14 protein-coding genes are annotated in these 20,475 nt (G+C 44.5%); 9 read left to right on the top strand and 5 right to left on the bottom strand.

What is annotated here, in order from left to right; translation table 11 throughout:
• Positions 1-12 precede the first annotated feature (12 nt).
• The 6 genes from GXP65_RS03760 to GXP65_RS03785 all read left to right on the top strand — a co-directional run bounded on the left by GXP65_RS03760 (position 13) and on the right by GXP65_RS03785 (position 9,010).
• Positions 13-1,893 (top strand): propionyl-CoA synthetase, encoded by a 1,881-nt coding sequence (locus GXP65_RS03760; RefSeq protein ID WP_162092045.1) that lies wholly within the window; start codon positions 13-15, stop codon positions 1,891-1,893.
• Positions 1,894-2,052: 159 nt separating this feature from the next.
• The gene (locus GXP65_RS03765; protein ID WP_162092046.1) at positions 2,053-2,535 is read left to right on the top strand and encodes a GNAT family N-acetyltransferase; all 483 of its coding nucleotides are present in this window, start codon (positions 2,053-2,055) and stop codon (positions 2,533-2,535) included.
• Positions 2,536-2,735: 200 nt separating this feature from the next.
• Positions 2,736-4,289 (top strand): trypsin-like serine protease, encoded by a 1,554-nt coding sequence (locus GXP65_RS03770; RefSeq protein WP_162092047.1) that lies wholly within the window; start codon positions 2,736-2,738, stop codon positions 4,287-4,289.
• Positions 4,290-4,596: 307 nt separating this feature from the next.
• Positions 4,597-6,039, top strand: a complete 1,443-nt coding sequence (locus GXP65_RS03775) for a bifunctional NUDIX hydrolase/phosphatase PAP2 family protein (protein ID WP_162092048.1) — start codon at positions 4,597-4,599, stop codon at positions 6,037-6,039.
• A gap of 336 nt (positions 6,040-6,375) precedes the next feature.
• Positions 6,376-8,487, top strand: coding sequence for an LruC domain-containing protein (locus GXP65_RS03780; protein WP_162092049.1), 2,112 nt, complete (start codon positions 6,376-6,378; stop codon positions 8,485-8,487).
• 13 nt (positions 8,488-8,500) lie between these two features.
• Positions 8,501-9,010 carry a hypothetical protein gene (locus tag GXP65_RS03785; protein ID WP_162092050.1) on the top strand — a complete coding sequence of 170 codons (510 nt, stop codon included), beginning with the start codon at positions 8,501-8,503 and terminating at the stop codon, positions 9,008-9,010.
• 48 nt (positions 9,011-9,058) lie between these two features.
• On the opposite strand, the gene GXP65_RS03790 is transcribed toward GXP65_RS03785, so the two are convergent.
• A complete protein-coding gene (locus GXP65_RS03790; protein WP_162092051.1) occupies positions 9,059-9,865 on the bottom strand; it encodes a Cof-type HAD-IIB family hydrolase in 807 nt (268 codons plus the stop codon).
• Positions 9,866-10,029: 164 nt separating this feature from the next.
• On the opposite strand from GXP65_RS03790, the gene queE reads away from it, so the two are divergent.
• Both queE and queC read left to right on the top strand, forming a co-directional pair.
• Positions 10,030-10,680: a 7-carboxy-7-deazaguanine synthase QueE gene (gene queE / locus GXP65_RS03795; RefSeq protein ID WP_038892964.1), complete on the top strand. Its 651-nt coding sequence runs from the start codon at positions 10,030-10,032 to the stop codon at positions 10,678-10,680.
• A gap of 14 nt (positions 10,681-10,694) precedes the next feature.
• A complete protein-coding gene (gene queC, locus GXP65_RS03800; protein WP_005426624.1) occupies positions 10,695-11,393 on the top strand; it encodes a 7-cyano-7-deazaguanine synthase QueC in 699 nt (232 codons plus the stop codon).
• On the opposite strand, the gene GXP65_RS03805 is transcribed toward queC, so the two are convergent.
• The 4 genes from GXP65_RS03805 to GXP65_RS03820 all read right to left on the bottom strand — a co-directional run bounded on the left by GXP65_RS03805 (position 11,350) and on the right by GXP65_RS03820 (position 15,901).
• Positions 11,350-13,317, bottom strand: a complete 1,968-nt coding sequence (locus GXP65_RS03805) for a diguanylate cyclase (protein WP_162092052.1) — start codon at positions 13,315-13,317, stop codon at positions 11,350-11,352. The genes queC and GXP65_RS03805 overlap by 44 nt on opposite strands.
• A 189-nt stretch (positions 13,318-13,506) precedes the next feature.
• Positions 13,507-13,860, bottom strand: a complete 354-nt coding sequence (locus GXP65_RS03810; protein ID WP_005426565.1) for a DUF2750 domain-containing protein — start codon at positions 13,858-13,860, stop codon at positions 13,507-13,509.
• A 112-nt stretch (positions 13,861-13,972) separates the two neighbouring features.
• A complete protein-coding gene (locus GXP65_RS03815; protein WP_045401571.1) occupies positions 13,973-14,587 on the bottom strand; it encodes an OmpA family protein in 615 nt (204 codons plus the stop codon).
• A gap of 3 nt (positions 14,588-14,590) precedes the next feature.
• A complete protein-coding gene (locus tag GXP65_RS03820) occupies positions 14,591-15,901 on the bottom strand; it encodes a TolC family outer membrane protein (RefSeq protein WP_005530954.1) in 1,311 nt (436 codons plus the stop codon).
• A 401-nt stretch (positions 15,902-16,302) separates the two neighbouring features.
• Here GXP65_RS03820 and GXP65_RS03825 point away from each other — a divergent pair.
• The coding region (locus tag GXP65_RS03825; RefSeq protein ID WP_162092053.1) for a tandem-95 repeat protein at positions 16,303-20,475 on the top strand (4,173 nt) is incomplete at its 3' end.

Below are 20,475 nucleotides of genomic sequence, written 5' to 3' on the forward strand. Positions count from 1 at the left end.
GGAGGAAGCAATATGTCTGCATATCAAAAAGAATACCTTTGGGCACAAAATGAACCGGAGAACTTTTGGCGTGCTCAAGCTGAAAACATCGATTGGTTTGAAGCGCCAAATACCATCTTAAAAGCTGACGAACATGGGATTGAACGTTGGTTTCCTGATGGTGTATTGAACACGTCATGGCTTGCGTTGGATTATCATTGCGAGCAAGGAAGAGGCGATAAAACAGCACTGATTTATGATTCGCCAGTGACGGGGCAAAAACAAACTTACAGTTATCAAGCTCTGCGTGACCAAGTGGCGAAAATCGCGGGTATGCTTTCTAATCAAGGCGTAACCAAAGGCGATCGTGTGGTCATCTACATGCCGATGATCCCAGAAGCAGCAATGGCGATGTTAGCGTGTGCTCGATTGGGCGCGATTCATTCGGTGGTGTTTGGCGGTTTTGCCCCGAGTGAGCTTGCCGTTCGAATTGAAGACGCAGAACCCAAAGTCATCATGACGGCGTCTTGTGGCATCGAAATTAACAAGGTGATCCCGTACAAACCAATGGTTGATAAAGCCATTATGGACAGTCGTTGGAAGCCAGAGAAAGTTTTTGTTCTTCAACGCCCGCAGTGCCAAGCTGAGCTTAACCTTGAACGTGATTTAGATTGGCAGCAAGAATACGCGCAAGCTTTGCCTCATGCGTGTGTCCCTGTGCTTGCGACAGATCCTCTTTATATTCTGTATACCTCTGGCACAACAGGGAAACCAAAAGGCGTGGTGCGTGACAATGGTGGCCATGCCGTAGCGATGAAATATTCGATGACGTCGATTTATAACATTCCCCAAGATGGTGTGTTCTGGGCAGCATCGGATGTAGGGTGGGTTGTTGGTCATTCTTACATTGTGTACGCGCCGCTGATTCATGGCTGTACAACAATTCTATTCGAAGGCAAACCGGTTAGAACACCAGATCCGGGTGCATTCTGGCGTGTTTGTGATGAATACAAAGTGGATGTGCTTTTCTCCGCGCCAACCGCTTTCCGTGCAATTAAGAAAGAAGACCCAGAAGGCGAGTTCATTAAGCAATACGACTTGTCGAACCTTGATTCTATTTTCATGGCAGGTGAACGTCTTGACCCACCAACACTAGAATGGGTAGAAAGCAAAGCAGATAAGCCGGTTATTGACCACTGGTGGCAAACCGAGACTGGATGGGCGATCGCGGGCAATCCGACCGGTATCGAGATGATGCCAGTCAAAGCGGGCTCTGCTACCAAGCCGATACCTGGCTATCAGGTCGAGATTCTGAACGAAATGGGCATGCCAGTAGGCGCAAATCAACAAGGTTTTGTGGCTCTGAAGCGCCCATTACCACCAAGCTGTCTACCGACTGTCTGGCGCAACCATGACCGCTTTGAAACTGGTTATCTAAGTCAATTTCCGGGTTACTACGTATCGGGAGATGGCGGTTACCTAGATGAAGATAGCTACTTGTTTATCATGGGTCGTATTGATGACGTAATTAACGTTGCAGGTCACCGTCTGTCTACCGGCGAAATGGAAGAAATCGTTGGTGGTCACCCAGCGATTGCGGAATGCGCGGTGGTTGGTATCCATGATGAGTTAAAGGGTCAGCTACCACTTGGTTTCGTGGTTCTTAAAGATGGCGTGAAGGTTGATGATCTAACGCTAGAAGGTGAGTTGGTGGGTAAAGTACGCAACGAGATTGGTGCTGTGGCTTGCTTTAAACATGCGCTGGTTGTTGACCGTTTGCCAAAGACCCGCTCAGGTAAAATTCTGCGAAGAACCATTCGTCAAATAGCCGATGGCGAGCAATACGTGGTGCCATCAACTATTGATGACCCATCCAGTCTTGGCGAAATCGAGCGAGTGCTTAAACGCGGCTAGCTAAGTACGATCTTAATTGAGTACGCTCTTAGGTTACCTAGGAGCAAGCTCAAACATCGAAGCCTCTTGCTTTGTCGGCAAGAGGCTTTTGCATTCCTACTTGCCTAAATGCATGTTTAAACACACACTATATGGATTCTTATTTTTGGCTTAGTCCTTATGTCTACTTTTGTAATCAAACCAGCCCTTTTTGACGACCTTGAACAACTTAACGACCTAATGTTTGAGTTGCATGATGAGCACCACATTCAATCTCCGGAATTTTTCAAAACCGCAGAAGAAATCGAACAAGAGAAGAGTATTGCTCGCTATCTCGATAATCCTGAATGTTTGGTTTATGTCGCTAGAGTTGAGGATGAGATTATCGGCTTTGTATCTGGGCATTTCTGCGAGCTTATTTCTACGGTTAGCAAGCCAGTGATGATGGGAAGCGTTGATGAGCTGTACGTTTTACCCGAATATCGTAAACAGGGCATTGCAAAAGCCTTGATTGAAAAGATTGAGGCAACGTTCGTTGATTATGGTGTGAAACAGATGTTCGTTGAGGTATGGGATTTCAATCAAACCGCTGTATCTCTCTATGAAAACCAAGGTTTTGGTCATCATATTCATTGGTTAAGAAAGTCGTTATCCAATCGTTAATTAATACGTCATTATGACGGTAAGTAAGTGATTCGTACTTACTATGGATGAAAGTGATAAGTTTGACAGTAGGTCTTTAATAATAGTTTTGTCGCAGCGTCTTGCGGCTCATGCTCATTCCAATTGGTGATGTTGTTTTTGTTTGCTTGTTTTGTAAGTGGCACATGAATAGTGCCTCATAAAACAAGAGGAAAATAACATTGAATCTATCAAAAACCTTACTTACAACGGCGTTATTGCCAATGTTGGCAAGTGCAGATCAAGTCACGCAAACACAAAACAATGAGATTCAGCCGGATATCGTGGGCGGCATCACGGCAAACCCCAACGACTGGAAATTTTATACACAGATAGTCAGCCGCAATGGTAATCGTTCTTTTTGTGGGGCGAGTTATATAGGGGATGGTTTTGTACTTACTGCTGCTCACTGTGTGGACGGTGACGCACCAAATCAGATCGCGGTAAAAATTGGGGGCGTGATTTATAACGGTACTGATGGCGTACGCTCCAATGTCAGCCAGATCTATGTTCATCCTTCTTATAATGCTTCTACGCTTTCAAATGACATAGCCCTTCTTAAGCTCACTTCGATCCCTCAAGGTGTTGCAAAAGTGGATATCGCAGCAGGCAGTGTTTCGCAATATGCAGGTGTAGGTGATTGGTTAACTGTCGCTGGTTTGGGCCGAACTTCGGAGGGGGGCAGCTCGCCAGCCGCTTTACAAGAAGTGGATGTTCCGCTGGTCTCTGATGCGACTTGTCGACAAGCTGGCGGTAATTACACTACGGTTGGCTCAGTATCATTCTGTGCGGGTGTGCCGCAAGGTGGTATAGACTCTTGCCAGGGAGATAGCGGCGGTCCCATCGTCGTTAATAATAACGGTCTCGTCACCCAGCTAGGTATCGTCAGTTGGGGGATAGGTTGTGCTCGACCGGGTAAGTACGGTGTGTACAGCGACATTGCAGCATTGCGCAGTTTTGTCGATGGCGTTTTAGGTACGACGACACCGCCAACAGATAATGTTTCTGTCGGTTATACCGCCAATCAGGCTTTGAGTTCTTTTAAAGTGGGTGAGCTGAAGCAACACAGTTTCAGCATTCAAAATACCGGTAATGTTGCGTTTACTGTAGAAAATTTGGGACTGCAAAGCTCTGGTGTCACGAAATCTGCGATGATCACCAGAGACCAATGTGCACAATCGACACTCAATGCAGGAAGTTCGTGTCGTGTCGATGTGGAATTTGGCGCGTCTCAAGCAGGTGATGCGAGAGTCGCCTTGGCTTTTGGCATCGATAAAACCAGTACTACATACCAAGCGGTGGCAACAGCTTCCGCTACTAGCGCAACGACACCGCCATCAGGAAGCTGTGACAATGAATGGCAAGCGAGTGGCGTATACAACACGGGTGAAACTGTTTCTTGGGCTGGTCAGTTATGGCAAGCACAATGGTGGACCCAAGGTGATAACCCCTCCGATTCGGGGCCATGGGGAGTATGGCAGCCAATTGGCAGCTCAGATTGTTCTGGAACTAATCCTCCGGTAGAGCCACCAACAGAGCCTACACCTCCAACGCCGCCAACTTCGGGTGATGCTTACCAAGCGGGTACGAATTATTCTGCAGGGGACGTGGTGACGAATAACGGTGCAAGTTACCAATGTAAGCCTTGGCCAAACAGTTTGTGGTGTGGCTCAACACCAAGCGCTTATGAACCAGGCGTGGGCAGTGCTTGGACTGATGCATGGCTGAAGCTGTAATCTTGTAATACATCTATAAAGAGAGTTTATTTATCGTTAGTAGTAAGCTCTCTTTTATTGTTTCAATCCTGAGAACGAGTAAAATCCATGTAAATTATCCTGACGTTAACTTTATATAACTGGCAAAATCGCAGCCAATATTTCGAGTTATGTCTGATTTTTGTCAGAACTATTTTGTGGAGTGTCTCAAAGTCTTTTTTGATATGTGCATCAAATGTACAACTGGTTACTTAATTTATGTCGAAAAATATCAGTAACCCTGTCATCATTGCTTTGTGATTCTTCTCTTTATGTAAGGTTGTATTTTGTGCTGAGACAGTTGTTTTTTCTCATCCTGTATTCCATTTCACTGTTTATTTCTCCTACATCTGCCGCGAACCCTCTTCCTGAAGACATCAAAGGGGCGCTTTGTGTTGTCCGAGCAGATGACAAGCTAGTACTTATTCATGAAATATTGACGAACAAAATCTCACTTCCTGGCGGTACGATTATCGAAGGAGAATCACCGAAACTTGCGGCTCAGCGAGAAACTTGGGAAGAAACGGGTTTAGTCGTAACGGTTGGGGACGAATTGGGTAGAACCGATACGGCAGTATTTTTCGATTGTGTTTCAGATTCTGAAGTGATCGCTTTCTCGATGACCAACTCGTTAGACGGAAATGAACTGCCTATATGGTTTGCGCCGCATTATGGTGTTGAGGTCGCATCCGCTATGCTGGTTGAACCGAGTAACATGGCGGCATCGCTGTATCGTTATCCTACGCAATGGGCAGATGTAGCGGGCTTTTATTCACACGCGACGGATCAGCCAGTTGTATATGTCGATCAACTTATAGATTCAGCGCCGAGCTTCCGCCAAGCGGAGTTGTCTTGGATGGTTGATCTTCAAAGTTGGGTTGGGTCATTTTCTGAATCCAGCCGCGAGATGGCTTGTGAAGTCGCTGATATGATTACGGGCTTAAGCAGTCCAACATTTCTGCTGTTTCTGTTCCCATTCGTAATGATGAAGTTTGATAGTCGTTTCGTGTATCGTTTATTTTTTGCGGTGACGGCAACCTCTTTAATGGCCTTAGTCGCGCAGCAAGGCTTTTCATTACCTCGCCCACACGTTTATATGCCGATGGCAGAGTTAACGCAGAGCTTCGGTTTTAGCTTCCCAAGCTTGCCTATTGCAGTGTGGTTCTGTGTTATGACGTTTTTGTTTCAAAGAACCAATAGTTTTGGTCTAAACCGAATCACTCTGTCTGTCGCTTTAGTTACGCTAACGGTGATGGCGTGTAAGTTCTTCCTTGGAACCGCCTTTATCTTGGATATGTTCATCGGCGCGGTGTTAGGTGTGTTAGTTGCATGGCATGTGCTGCGTCTAGAAAGCAATCCTGATGTGGATGTCGATAAGTTACTGAGCTCAAAGAGTGTTTGGTTCACGATGACAGCAATTACTGCTGTTATCTCAGTAATTTGGCCATTGCCTGTGTTCACGAGTTGGTTGGCTATACTGATTACTGCTTCTGCGTTGGTGATGACGTTTAAAGAGTCTGAAATTCGATTTGAACGCCAGCAAATGCTTTTTGTGATTCTTGCTCTGTTGCTTGTTGAACAACTTTATTTGTATCTAGGCACGACGGTTTCATTCAGTGGGTTCTGGTCATTAGTGTTCAACACGTTCCACTATCCACTGTTAATGTTTATTTTTGTGATTTTATCAAGAAAACTCATCACAGAAAGTGAGATTGATGTAGCCAAACAATAGCCAGCTACTCCCCAAATAAAGAGGCCCCGCAATGTGCGGGGCTTTTTTGTTTTTGATATGAACTCTAGACCGAATCTTAATTTTAAAATGCAATTCAAATAAAGAGTCAAAGTAATATTTGTGTCGTGTTACTTTGTGGTTTTAATTAAAGCCCTGATTTATAAGGCTTTAATTTTTAGGCGATAATTGGCGTCATATTTGCTTTTAGTGAGTACGTAGGAAATCTGTTGCATTTTTAGCTTGCACAAAACTGAGAAGCTTTTGCTGGTTGTTGGATGTCATGCAAAACGGATTTATGCATTTATCACGATCCACATCAACTAAGAGAGACAAATTATGATAGCGAAATACAATATTACGCTCGCTTGTCTACTGGGTGTCGTTAGTCCTAACGTGATGAGTGAAACTGTCGATCTCGACTTTTCTAATCATCAGGAGGCGACTGACGGTAATAATGCGCAACTGGGGCCGAGTTACAGTGGCGCAGACATGCACTTTATTAATGTCGGTACGCATGATGGCAAAACCATTGATGCCAAAGTGTCCAGTAACACATTTGGGGATGCGACCTTTTTATTCCACACTCCAAATTACAAGCAGACAACTTCATCCGAGCCCAACGGTGATATCGGCTTTTTATACACAGTCAATTCCGCTGGTTCAGCAGGTCTCGTTTATAAATTTGAATTCTTCGATGGCACTGGAGCCTTGAGCGGAACATTTTCTGTCCCTTACGTGATTCCTGAGTTTGAGTTTATTGGTTACGATATTGATGGTGAGCCGGTTCAATCTGAACAACTTAGAGTTTTTAAGAGTGAAGGGTTCTACAGCTATCAAACGGGTACATCATCAGCAAGCTTAACCGCAGTTGAAGAGGCTGACGGCTCGGTGCTCTTCACTGGTCCTGGCACCAACTTTGATGAAGCGAATACATCTGGTGCGGTCAAGCTTGTGTATAAAAACTCATCAACAGTCACGCTTCAGTTCGAAACAGAGACATCCGCGAGTTCTCCTTTCCCAAACGCCATTTTTTCAGCCTTTGACGGGAACTGGGATTTATCAGGCTTTACCAACCCTACGGAAACCAACGATGAGTTCGACTTTGGTGACGCTCCCGATAGTTATGGTACGTTACTGGCAAACAACGGTGCGCAGCATGCTGTGACTACATCTTTGTTTATGGGTAGTAGCATTGATGCAGAAAGTGACGGACAGCCAAACGCAGCGTCAACAGGTGATGACTTCGACGCGCTCGGTGACGATGATGATGGCGTTACGCTTCTGACTAACTTTGAAAAAGGTCTTGATTCTCTCATTAACGTTACCGTTGTTGGTACTGGTTATCTTCAGGGTTGGGCCGATTGGGACATGAATGGTAGTTTTGATGCAGACGAGCAAATTATTCTGAATCACGCGGTTACTACGGGTGCCAATGTCGTTCCTGTGCGTGTAAACGATGATGCATTGATTGGTAACGTGCAAACACGATTCAGGGTTTCAAGCTTAGTCAATTTACCTAGCGACGGTTACGCTGGTGATGGTGAGGTTGAGGATTATGTCTTCGATGTGACAGATCCAGGTACAACTATACAAACTTCGGACTACTACACTGCTGCGTTTGAAGATAACTGGCCTGAAATGGGAGACTTTGACCTTAATGACGTAGTGACTTATTACCGTTCTAAGCTGGTAATCAAAGACGGTAATGTACTACGTTTTGATATAGAAGGTACAGTAACTGCTTACGGCGCTTCGTACAAAAATGGTCTAGCTTGGAAATTGGAAGGTTTTTCTGAAAGTGATGTAAATCTTGACACAGCGAGAGTGACTAAGAATGGTGTGACAAGAAGTAACATTTCTCCATTTACAGGTGAAGACAAATCGGTCGCATCTCCTGGAGGGGATCTTGTTGTAGTTGCATCTACTAACTTGAAAGGTGATATTCCGATTAACCCTGAGTGTGGTTTCCATCGAACCAATCCAAGCTGTAGCATGAGTCTTGAATCAACAGAGATGACATTCAGTATTTCTCTACCTTTCAAATCAGGCTCTGAGCCATCAGTTTCTTCTTTCCCTACATTAAGTGGTTTTGACCCATTTATCTTCGCCGGTGGTGGTTACCATGGTGATAGTTTCACCACTCCTCCAGGCAAAGATATAGAGATTCACACCGCGGACTTTGCGCCTACGTCAAGAGGTACCTCGGTCAGTGGGTTCTATGGTACTGCAGATGATGATTCTGATGCTGCAACCAGTAAATACTATCGTACCAGTGGTAATCTTCCGTGGGGGATTATTATCCCTTCAAGTTGGAATCATCCTTCAGAGTACATTGATGTAAGTATTGCGTATCCTGACTTTGCGGAGTGGGCTGAATCTGGTGGTTCATCAAAACCAACTTGGTATAACAACCCAGATGCTAGCAACACTTGGACAACAACGGATTAATGAGGAGGATATTATGAAAATACGTAACTGGATAGTAAGCGTCCTAGCAATTCTCTTCGTCTTTGGATGTGGAGGAGGTGATGACTCAGGCTCTGGTTCGTCTACACCGCCAGCGGGCGTTACTCAAGATGATGATCAAGTTGAAAATGATGATCAACAACCTCAAGAGGATGACGACCAAGCACAAGATGAAAAGCCAACCGGAATTACTGCTAACCTTGTGGTACCTGAAGACTTTGACTTCAAATCTGAAAGAGAAGTTAAAGTCGAGTTATCTGTCGTCAATAGTCAGTACTCTCGTGGTTTTTTATCGGTGTACACTAATATGTCCGATGGGTCGGTTGATTATAATTCTCAGGTAATAAGAACGCCTGTTACAAACGGCGAATCTTACAATGGTGTTGTGATGTTACCTAATCATCACACAGCTATTTGGGTTGAGGTTTGGTACCCAGAGGACTTAGATGCAGTGATAAAGAAAAAAGTCGATGTTGTTGATGGTGTCGCGAGTGCACAGTTATAATCTCGTGAACGAGAGAGGCCGAGCAATTAATGCTCGGCCTTTTAATTTTTAGCTAAGAACAAACTTCTCGATTGATTTAGCGACACCGTGGTCATCATTGCTTTCGGCAATATAGTTTGAGATACGTTTGGTATCTTCCATCGCATTCGCCATAGCAATACCTAGGCCCGCGTATTCAAGCATATGGTGATCGTTTTCTGCATCACCCATGCAAATCACTTCTTCAGCTTCGATACCCAAGTATTCAGCGATCGCCGAAACACCGATACCTTTGTTGCTTGACGGATTTAAAAACTCTAAGAAGAAAGGCGCGCTTTGCACTACCGTAAACTCTTCTTTTAATTCCGCAGGTAACGCCGCGATAACTTCAGTCAGTTTGCTTGGCTCTGCAACCATCATCGCTTTAATGATCCCGTGATCATCTTCTAGAGCGTCGAAGTTCATTTCGGTAATTTCAAGACCGTTGATTTTCGCTTCAATGTCTGTGTAAGGGTTGCTTTCTTCCGTGATTAGGCCGTGCTCTTGACTGAATGCGTGAACATAAGCGCCAAGTTCTCGTGCTTTACGAGCGATCTTCTTCGCCGCTTTGCCATCGATGATTTGCTGGTGGATGATTTCGTTCGTACCAATATTCTTCACCATTGAGCCGTTATAGTACAGAACGAAGTCTTTGTCTGAGTCGATGTTCAACTCGTCTAGCTTGTCTTGCATTCCTTCCAGAGGGCGGCCTGAGGCAAGGACTACAGTAACACCCGCTTCACGGGCTTTAGCAATCGCTTGTTTGTTCTCTTCAGAAATGACTTTCTCGCTATTTAACAGCGTACCGTCCATGTCTAGGGCGATCAGTTTGTACATCTTTACTTACCTTAAAAATTGGGAACCTGCGTATGAAACTACAAAACAACCTATTTTAACAATTTATTTTTGGTTTAAATTGACCTGAGTGCGCCTCTCCATTAAGGTCTTCGCCTCGAAGTATAATGAGTTGAGTGAGTTCTACGTTGTATAAGCTAAATGAGATGTTTGAAACCATCCAAGGGGAAGGGGTTTTCACTGGTGTGCCAGCGGTTTTTGTACGTTTGCAGGAATGTCCGGTTGGGTGCTCTTGGTGCGATACGAAACAGACTTGGTACGCAGAAGAGAAAGACCAGCGCCAAATCGGCGATATCTTGGTGAAAACAGAAGATTCTCCAACCTGGTGTTTCGCCTCGGCGGAAGACATCGTAGCTGAATACAAAAAGCAGGGCTTCAATGCGAAGCATATTGTGATCACCGGTGGCGAACCATGCATTTATGATTTACGTGCGTTGACGGCTGCTTTTGAAGAAATGGACTGCCAATGCCAAATCGAAACCAGTGGTACTTCAGAGGTAGTGACTTCAGAAAGTACATGGGTGACGGTGTCACCGAAGGTCGCAATGAAAGGGAAGCTACCAGTACTCAAAAGTGCATTAGAACGCGCAAATGAAATCAAGCACCCGGTTGGCACCCAAAAAGACATCGATCAACTGGATGTGTTATTGGCGTCTGCAGAGATCGGTGAGAAGACAGTGATCGCACTTCAGCCGATCAGTCAAAAGCCTCGTGCTACCCAACTGTGTATTGATACCTGTGTTGCTCGCAACTGGCGTCTGTCGGTTCAAACTCATAAATACCTAAGTATTGCTTAAGCTCGGAGAGAAAGATGAAAAAAGCAGTGGTTGTTTTCAGTGGTGGACAGGACTCTACAACATGTCTGGTTCAAGCGTTAAAAGAGTTTGACGAAGTACATGCCATTACATTTGACTACGGTCAGCGTCATAAGCTGGAGATTGAAGTGGCAGAGAAAGTCGCAAAAGATCTTGGTGTCGCTGCACATAAAGTGATGGATGTTGGTCTACTGAATGAACTTGCTATCAGCTCTCTGACACGTGATGACATTCCAGTTTCACATGAGCTACAAGAAAACGGTTTACCGAACTCTTTCGTTCCTGGCCGCAACATCTTGTTCCTGACTCTTGCTGGTATCTACGCGTACCAAATTGGCGCAGAAACGGTAATTACGGGTGTTTGTGAAACAGATTTTAGTGGTTACCCGGATTGCCGTGATGACTTTGTAAAAGCGATGAACAGCGCGTTGGTTAAAGGCATGGATCGTCAGTTTGAAATCAAAACGCCATTGATGTGGTTGAACAAAGCAGAAACATGGGCGTTGGCCGATCAATATGACGCGTTGCAACTTGTCCGTGAAAGCACGTTAACTTGTTACAACGGCATCATCGGTGATGGTTGTGGTGATTGCCCGTCTTGCGACCTGCGCAAAGCGGGCTTAGATGATTACTTGAACAACAAAGATGCCGTTATGCAGTCGTTGATTCAAAAACAGAAGTCGGAAGATCAATAGGCTCGTTATAAGCATCAATCACTGCGTTATGCCCGTTTCTTTTTGATTGATACAAAGCTTGGTCTAATATCGAATACAGTTCATCAAAGTTACTCAAAGGCTTTGAGGTGGAAAGATAGGCCAAGCTTGCTGTCACACTCAGTGAATCGCCTTGTTCACTCTTAATCTGTTTTTCTGAAATGGTTTTATGCAAACTTTGAATACGGAATGGCACATCAATCTCATCAACATTCTTGAGTAACAAGATAAACTCTTCTCCTCCTAAACGCCCAATATACTCACCTTTGTTTAGTTTAGCTTGAATGGCTTTGCAGACGTGTTTTAACACCAAGTCGCCAGTAGGGTGACCGTGTTGATCGTTAATCAACTTAAAGTGATCCAAATCTATCAATGCCAATACATATCGCATGTCTTCTGGAGCACTGACTGTTTGAGCTCTTATTTTCTCAATAATGGTGCTGCGGTTTAATGAACCAGTTAGGCGGTCTAAACGAGATTTTATCTTTGTTTTACGCAGCACAAACAGTACGACGAGTAACACAGTAAGTAAGCAGAAAATAATGAAGTTGTACGCACGTTGCTGTTCACTAAGCTTTTCAATTTCGAGTAGTTTTAAGTTTCTCTCGTTATCGATCTTAACGAGTTGCAAGTCATATTCGTACTCACTCTTGGTTAAATCCAACGCTTCAATTGCTTTAACATTGCTGTCATCACGGTTCGCCAACTCTAATTTAGCGTACTCTTGGTAATGAGAAAGGGCAGCGGAATTGTCATCTAGTTTCTGATATGCCTGAGACAAGAGTAACTGAGCTTTCGCTTGTAGCGCGGTCGTTGCGTTTTTATTCGCGAGTGCCAAAGCAAGTTTGCCATGTTGAAGCGCTTTGTCTAAAACGTTGTGCTTTAAGTAAGCAAAGCCTGCTGCAAGATGACTTTCGGTTTGTAATCTTTCGTTGTCATACTCTTCGCCTAATTCTAGCGCCTTCTTAATATGCGGAACTGCGCTTTTTAGGTCTCCGGAATTTACATAAGCAGACCCGAGACCAAGATAGGTAAGGCCTTTACCATATGGATAATCCATCTCAGCAAGTAAAGTGAGTGCATTTTTGTAATAGCTGATTGCTTTTGCGTAGTCTGAAGATCGACTGTACATTGATGCCAAGCTGTGTTCGACCTGTGCCACTTGTAAAGGTGGAGCATCTAACTGACGAGCTAATAGGGCTTGTATTAGATATTGTTCAGACTGTTCGTATTGGCCCAGCTCACTCAGTAAATTTCCTACATCGTTGTAGACTCCTGTAGGATCGCTTTGAGGAGGCATTTCCGTTAATAAACGACGGTATAAACGTAAAGCGACCTCATACTCACCACGAAAATCAAAGTTGTTAGCGATCACGCGTAACGCTAGATCGGCAGGAATGCTCTCTTGATGGTCGTGATTTAGGTGCTTGTTCAATGAAGAGCAAAAGAAGTTCGCCTTGTGGTATTGTCCTTGCTGGTTCAAGGTGTAGCACAGTTGATAGTTCATTAGTGCTTTCGTTTCTTCATCTTTATGTTGCTTAGCGCTTTGCAAAAGTGAGGTAAAGATGTCCACGGAAGTGTCGTAGTCGCCACTTTTTCTTTCTGAAAGCGCAAGGATGTATTTCGACTCTAGCTTAGCAAAGTGATTCTCTAAGATTTGGCTGCTGCCGTAGTAGGGCTGGTCGATGTTTGACATGTACTCATAGATCAATCCACTGACGTAAAGCTTTTCGCTATTGGAGTCTGCCGTATGATATCGATCCTGAAGCATACTAAGCGCGGACTTTGAATTCGTTTTCATCGTTGCTTGATAGACAGCATGCCATTGCGTGATATTTTGAGTGTCACTTGCGTTTGCTTGGCTGCCTAGAAATAGGGATGCAAGCAAAGAAAGCAGCGTACGCATAGTGATGTAACCTTATGTTATTTTTATATTCTTTGTTCAGTATGATATACCAATTGGGAGCGAGTCATTGTGACAAAAACCGAAGGGTATAGATATTGGGATGAAGAAAAATATGCGCTCGGTCGAGCTTTACATAGAAAAGGTAAGTAATGAAGAAAGACCTCAGCGCGGTGCTGAGGTCTTGGAGAATTAGCCTACGTACAGTTTCGCTAGGTCTTGAGGTTCAACCTCTTTGCCTTCCAACTGTGCGTTCCAGTTTGTACCAACAAGAACGCCATCTTCAGCAAGAGTTAGAAGCCAATCTTCAACAAAGATATCTAGAGGAATTTCTAGTACTTCGAAATCTGCCCATTCTTCAACGTTATGCGCTTGTGCGTCTTCTTTCGCTGACCAAAAAGGCATGACTTCGCTGTTTTCGAACTCAGTTGAATCGCAAGATAGCCAACCTTCTTCATTGCGTAAACCCCAAACCAGTTGGTTTTCTTTCGTTTCTGCAACGAAAAGGTCAAGGTTTGCTTGGATATCTGTTGTAAGTTTGCTCATTTCAAAACTCTCATTGTTATGACGCGGCTAGATTAACACTAAAGCGCCGATTCCTAAAGCATAATACGGTTTCCAGAGAGTGAAAAAAGAAAAGGAGCCGAAGCCCCTTAAATTAACTTTTTGGTAGGGCGGTGAATATCGTCCATTCTTTCTTTATCTCGCCCTTATAACCGATTACAGATGCAGTCACTCGTCGGTTGAGCGCATGGCTCACTTCGTCTGTACCTTGTTCGGCGAGGTGTGTATCACCAAATCCGACAATGCGGACTCTATCTGACTCAATACCATATCCAAGTAGCGCGGCACGAACGTTGTTTGCTCTGCGCTTTGATAAGTCTAAGTTGTGCTCTGCACCACCTACTTTGCTTGCATAGCCTTGCAATTCAATGGATGTGCTAGGGTATTCTTTCAGGAATTCAGACAACTCACGAATTTGACGACGGAATACGGGGTCAATTTCGTCCGAATCATTCGCGAAGAGTACGCGCACTTCCATCTTTTCAGACGACTTTATGTACTCACCACAGCCATCATTGTCGATCTCCGATGTTGCTGGTGTACCTGGGCACAGATCACGAGCGTTGATTACACCGTCATTATCATCATCTTGAAGGTCTGCAATTTGCTCGGCTTTCGGAGTTTCTGTGTACTCGTATTCATCTTCAGCGGTTACATGATGAGTAGTTAGCATAACGCCTAATGCTAACAGAATCTTTGTTGCTTTCATGTTCTAGTACTCCACCTTCTGATTCCACTCGGTTGGGACATCAACACGTAACGCGTTGAGTAACTGACCTGTCGCGTTCATGACTCGATACTTGGCGTATTGCTCGGCGTATTTTGCATCTAAATAGTCTTTACGAGCTTCAAACAGTTCGTTTTCGGTGTTTAACAAGTCGAGTAGGGTACGCTTGCCGATACGGTATTGTTTTTCATACGCGATAACGGTTTGAGATGCAGAATCAACGTGATCAGACAAGAACTGCTTCTGTTGTTGAGTAAGGTCCAAAGCACTCCAAGATAGTCTCAAACCTTCTTCAACATTGCGATAAGCACGTTCGCGCAGATCTTTCGCTTTATTTAACTGGTAAGCAAAGCTCTCGGCGTTGGCTGCGTCACTGCCACCATTAAATAGGTTGTAGCGCATACGGAGCATGGCTGTCGTTTCATCACCACGACCTTCAATACCTCCAGCATCATCTCGCCACGTTTGTGCAGCTTCAACAGACAGTGTTGGGAAGTAAGTACCTTTCGATTGCTTATATTGGAACTTCGCAGAATCCACATCTGCCATTGAAATTTGAATGACAGGATGAGTTTGAAATGCCAAGTCGATCGCATCATCTATTGTGTAAGGGATGAAGTTTTGATCTGCACGAGGAAATATCAAGCCTTGGGGTGTTTGACCAACAATGCGAGTAAACATAGTGTGGCTGTCGAACAGGTTATTTTGCGCAGCGGCTAGGTTTCCGTGCGCTTTAGCTAAACGTGCCTCTACTTGTGTTAAGTCTGCTGTTGAGCCAATACCAGAATCAACTCGTTTTTTGATGTCTTGGTAGATTTTTTTATGCACTTTCAGGTTGTTCTCCGAAAGCGTTAGAATTTCGTATGCTTTCACCGCGTCTAAATATACTTTAGAAACTTCAAGTGCAGTGTCTTGAGCATCTGCAAGCAACTGAAATCGCACAGATTCAGCATCTGCAGCCGTTCTATCAATATCGTTTAGTGTCGCAGAGCCATCCCAAATCAACTGAGTGAGCGTAACGGTAGCCTCTTTTCGAGTCAGATCGGTTGACTCTCTACCAGATTCTGCTGGGTTAATACCTTCGTACCCAATTCCGGCATCAAGATCTACCGAAGGGAGGTAAGCGCCGCTCGAGGCTTCATTCACATACTGCTTACTCACGAATTCATTAAACGCACTTTTAATGTCAGGGTTTGTCTTAAGCGCATTTTCTACTGCTTGCTCTAAAGTTTGCCCAAAAACAGGGCTAGTCGCGAGCACACCTAAGCAAAAGGCGTTGGCACGAGTCCACTTCACTGTGATTCTCCTAATTAAGTAATATCAGAGGTGAGAAATTATTCTTATGAATTGATTGACCTCTATAAGCGTCAATAATCTAACGCACAAAGGCATTAACAATCAACTATGTAACTGGTTGCTATTGTGATGCATGTGTAAATAGATATGAATTTTAAAGATAATCGCCATTGAAAATTTGACTTGATATCACACTTATCAATCATTTAAATGGAATTGAGTTCTGTATGGTGGTGATGCGTATTCCAAATGTAATTATCAGTATCGGCATGCATTTTATGTGATGTATAAGTTGTAATTAAGTGTTAATACTCTGTTATTGATCAATGTATTAGGGCAAGATATAACAAATAAGTATCATTGGTCAAAATGTTGACGGTAATTTTAGGTCAGGGGTTTATATGGATCGTACATCCTTAGTGTCATTTGGTGGGCAATTAGTTGTAGTAGGTTTGGATGGAAAGCTGCGTACACTTATTGAAAATGAACAACCATTACAAGGTGAAGTGATTGTCGCGCGTAATGATGCCGAGCCAATTGGTTTAAATGTCCAACTCGTAAAAGAGAACGGTGTACAAGACGTATCGAATGATGTCGCCCAAATTCTTGGCGCGTTAGAGGCTGGACAAGATCCTACCCAACTTGGCGATGAGTTTGCCTCGGCAGCAGGTCAAAGCGATGGCTCAAGCTTGCAGACGAGTGGGACTGTCGACCGCATTGGCGCCGAGTTATTGGCAGACACGGGATTTGAAACCATAGGGCTTGAGTCCTTAGGTTTTTCACAAACACAAATCCTTTCTTTAAATGAGCTATACCTGAACACTTTACGTGGGAATGAAACCTCTCCGGCAGTTGAGCCTGCTGCTCCTGTAGCTGGTGATGATATTGTTCAAACTGATGAAGATAGCGCAATTATTATTGATGTTCTTGCTAACGATGAAGATGCTGACAGTGAGAACTTATTTATTGAATCAGCAACGGTTCCAGAAGAGCAAGGGACCGTTGAAATCGAAGATGGAAAACTGATTTTCACCCCCGCGGAAGATTTTAACGGGGACGCTGACATTACCTACGTCGTGTCCGACGGCGAGTTAGAGGATGAGGCATCAGTTACTGTTACGGTTAATCCTTTAAACGATGCGCCTGTTGCAAATGACGATAACGCTGCGACCGACGAAGACACGCCAGTCACTATTGATGTACTTACGAATGACACTGATGTTGACGGCGATACGCTGACCATCGTGAATGCATCTGTTCCAGCTGATCAGGGCACGGTTGAAATTGTAGATGGAAAACTGGTATTTACACCGGCTGACAACTTCAACGGTGAAGCCACCATCAGCTATACAGTTTCCGATGGTGCACTGGAAGACAGCGCGGAAGTCTCGGTAACAGTAAATCCGATCAATGATGCGCCAGTTGCAAATGATGATAGCGCTGTGACTGACGAAGACACACCAGTCACGATTAATGTTCTCCCAAATGATACCGACGTTGACGGCGATACGCTGACCATAGTGAATGCATCTGTTCCTGCTGATCAGGGCGCGGTTGAAATTGTAGATGGAAAACTGGTGTTTACACCGGCTGAAAACTTCAACGGTGAAGCCACCATCAGCTACACGGTTTCAGATGGTGAACTGGAAGACAGCGCGGAAGTCTCGGTAACGGTTAATCCTTTAAACGATGCGCCAGTTGCAAATGATGATAGCGCTGTGACTGATGAAGACACACCAGTCACGATTAATGTTCTCCCAAATGATACCGATGTGGACGGCGATACGCTAAACATCGTAAATGCATCTGTTCCTGCTGATCTGGGCTCGGTTGAAATTGTAGATGGAAAACTGGTATTTACACCGGCTGAAAACTTCAACGGCGAAGCCACCATCAGCTACACGGTTTCTGATGGTGAACTGGAAGATGAAGCTCAAGTCTCGGTAACAGTAAACCCGATCAATGACGCGCCAACCGTAGAAAACACCATTGCGGAACAATCTCTTGAAGAAGACTTCACGCCTTACACTATCGACTTGAATGACGCATTCAGCGATGTTGATAATGCAGATGGTGAGCTGACATTTAGTGTCTCTGGCAATAGCAATATTCAAGTATCCATTGTGGATGGCATTGCGACGATCACGCCAACCGCAGACTGGAATGGTTCTGAAGAGTTAACGTTTACCGCTGAAGACCCAAGCGGTGAAAGAGTAAGTCAAGTTGTCGACTTTACCGTAGCCGCAGTGGCAGATATTGTGTCTGATAGCGCTGATATTGTTGAAGATACGCTAACAAAACTTGATGTGCTGGGTAACGATAACTTCGAAGGTGATGCGCCTGTTGTAACGGTAGAAGCGGGCCATGAGCCAACCAATGGCACAGTAGTTGTGAACGATGACGGCACAATCACTTACACACCGAACCAAGATTACAATGGTCCTGATCTATTCACATATACAGTGAGTTCGGGCGGTGTTACTGAAACCACAACGGTTACCCTAAACGTAACGCCAGTCAACGATAAACCGCTAAACGAAGATTTTGACCATAGTGCAAATGAACTCATTACAAATGTGATCTTTGATACGGATGATAAACCGCTGGATGAAGGGGTGGATAGTGACCATATCTCTGATCTTGAAGATGACTTGAGTGGTGATGAACTTCAGATTCGCATCACAGAGTTGCCGACATCTGGCACTTTGTACTTCAAAGATGAGGATGGAGATCTCCAAGAAATCACATCAGCCGACGGTACATTGTATGACAAAGATAGCATCTACTATGAGGCGGATAATGTAGGTTTCTTACTGGGCATTAAGGACAGACCAGACACTCCTGACGGTGCTGAATCCACCACCGATTTCTACAACTGGGGTTTGAGTGCCGATGGTGGTGAATCGCATTCAAGGACAGAGTACTTGGTCAATGGCGCTTCGATTGATATCTCATCTGACAGCGGTGTACTTGCTCAGTACAATCAAAAGGTTTCGCACATCGGCCATGGTATTGCGGATAATGATGGTCAAGGTATCCAGCCAGGTGAAACGATAAGTATTGATTTGTCTGAGAACCCGGTAGGTAGCGTTAACCTTGGTCTCGATGGTCTAGGAGGGTTGTTCGAGCATGGTAGCAATAACGCGGCCCTAATTACTGTTACTTATCAAGATGCTAACGGAGCAGAACATACGCAGGTTATTGAATTCTTGAAGCCTGAAGGAAATAGCATGCTTTTCCAAGAGACCAGCATCGGTTACGGAAAAGATTATGGATTACCAGAAGGGTCTGTGATTACACAGCTCGATTTCTCGACTAAAACATCTGGGAATTGGGAATTGCGTTATGTGGAAGGCTTTCCGCCAGAGGATAGTTTTGACTACGTGGCTGTTGATTCAGGAAATGCAGAAAGTGACCCTGCAACTGTTACCATTACTAATGAAGTTCTTGATGGTAACGTTTCTGAAGATGGGCCGAGCTTAACCCTTATAGGTAATTCCGTGGTTGAAGGTGAAGACATAACGTTTTCCGTTGCTCTGGACGAAGTAACCGAAACCACAGTCAAATACCCAATTGATATGCTTGCTCAAGGTTCATCTGCTGATAACGCTGATGTAAACCTTTCCAATGTGAGTTTTACTAATGGCGTAACCTTCGCCGGAGGTTTCTTAATTGTTCCAGCTGGTGTGAGTGCTTTTGAAGTCATTGTGCCGTCGATTGATGATCTTGCTTTAGAAAACGCTGAAGACATGGTACTCGAGATTGGTGGTGAGTCTGGGATTGCGACAATACAAGACAATGACAGTACAACTCTTTCAGTAAGTCAGGTTGGTGACGTTAATGAAGGCTCTGATGCTGTATTCACGGTTTCTTTGTCTAATGAGGTTCAAGACCCATTTGTTGTCAATCTTAAACCGACGACCGATGGTAGCTATACCGCTGAAGATGCCGATCTTGGTCAGATGGTCGTAACTTATATTGACAGTCAAGGCAAAACCCAAACATTAAATGTTACACCGGATGGCGACGTTACCATCCCCGCCGGTATTACGTCTATCACCGTTACTATTCCGACAAAGACGGATGGCGTTTATGAAAATACAGAGAGTTTTGGTCTTACTGTTACCGATAATGGTGGAGTAACGAGCAATGGCGCTGCGACAGGTGACGCGAACATTATTGATGCAGAAAGTGCGCCAACAGTCAGCATTGCTGCAGACCAAGCATCGGTTGCAGAAGGTGGTGACGCGAACTTTACCGTTAGTATCGACCAAAAATCCGATGAGGATGTCGTGGTGAGCTTCACCATTGGTGGCGATGTCGATGACAAAGATTACCAAGCGCCGACCATCTACACGGTCACCATTCCAGCAGGGCAAACCACTGTCGCTTTGGACATCACAACATTAGATGATGGTATCTACGAAGGTGCTGAAAACTTAACGATCACTTTGACCGATACCACTGGTGCAGATTCAACTCTGGACGCAGATACGAAAGAAGCGACAGTTTCCATTACTGATGCTCAATCAGCACCAGAAGTGAGCATCAGTGCTGACCAGAACAATGTGAAC

It is taken from the genome of Vibrio sp. LB10LO1 (assembly GCF_010092875.1).
In the GTDB taxonomy this organism is placed as follows: Bacteria; Pseudomonadota; Gammaproteobacteria; order Enterobacterales; family Vibrionaceae; genus Vibrio; species Vibrio campbellii.

Bases quoted from the DNA above. Each gene is read 5' to 3' on its own strand.
- GXP65_RS03760 (WP_162092045.1), top strand. From the start codon at position 13: ATGTCTGCATATCAAAAAGAATACCTTTGGGCACAAAATGAACCGGAG.
- GXP65_RS03765 (WP_162092046.1), top strand. From the start codon at position 2,053: ATGTCTACTTTTGTAATCAAACCAGCCCTTTTTGACGACCTTGAACAA.
- GXP65_RS03780 (WP_162092049.1), top strand. From the start codon at position 6,376: ATGATAGCGAAATACAATATTACGCTCGCTTGTCTACTGGGTGTCGTT.
- GXP65_RS03785 (WP_162092050.1), top strand. From the start codon at position 8,501: ATGAAAATACGTAACTGGATAGTAAGCGTCCTAGCAATTCTCTTCGTC.
- GXP65_RS03790 (WP_162092051.1), bottom strand. From the start codon at position 9,865: ATGTACAAACTGATCGCCCTAGACATGGACGGTACGCTGTTAAATAGC.
- queE (WP_038892964.1), top strand. From the start codon at position 10,030: ATGTTTGAAACCATCCAAGGGGAAGGGGTTTTCACTGGTGTGCCAGCG.
- queC (WP_005426624.1), top strand. From the start codon at position 10,695: ATGAAAAAAGCAGTGGTTGTTTTCAGTGGTGGACAGGACTCTACAACA.
- GXP65_RS03805 (WP_162092052.1), bottom strand. From the start codon at position 13,317: ATGCGTACGCTGCTTTCTTTGCTTGCATCCCTATTTCTAGGCAGCCAA.
- GXP65_RS03810 (WP_005426565.1), bottom strand. From the start codon at position 13,860: ATGAGCAAACTTACAACAGATATCCAAGCAAACCTTGACCTTTTCGTT.
- GXP65_RS03815 (WP_045401571.1), bottom strand. From the start codon at position 14,587: ATGAAAGCAACAAAGATTCTGTTAGCATTAGGCGTTATGCTAACTACT.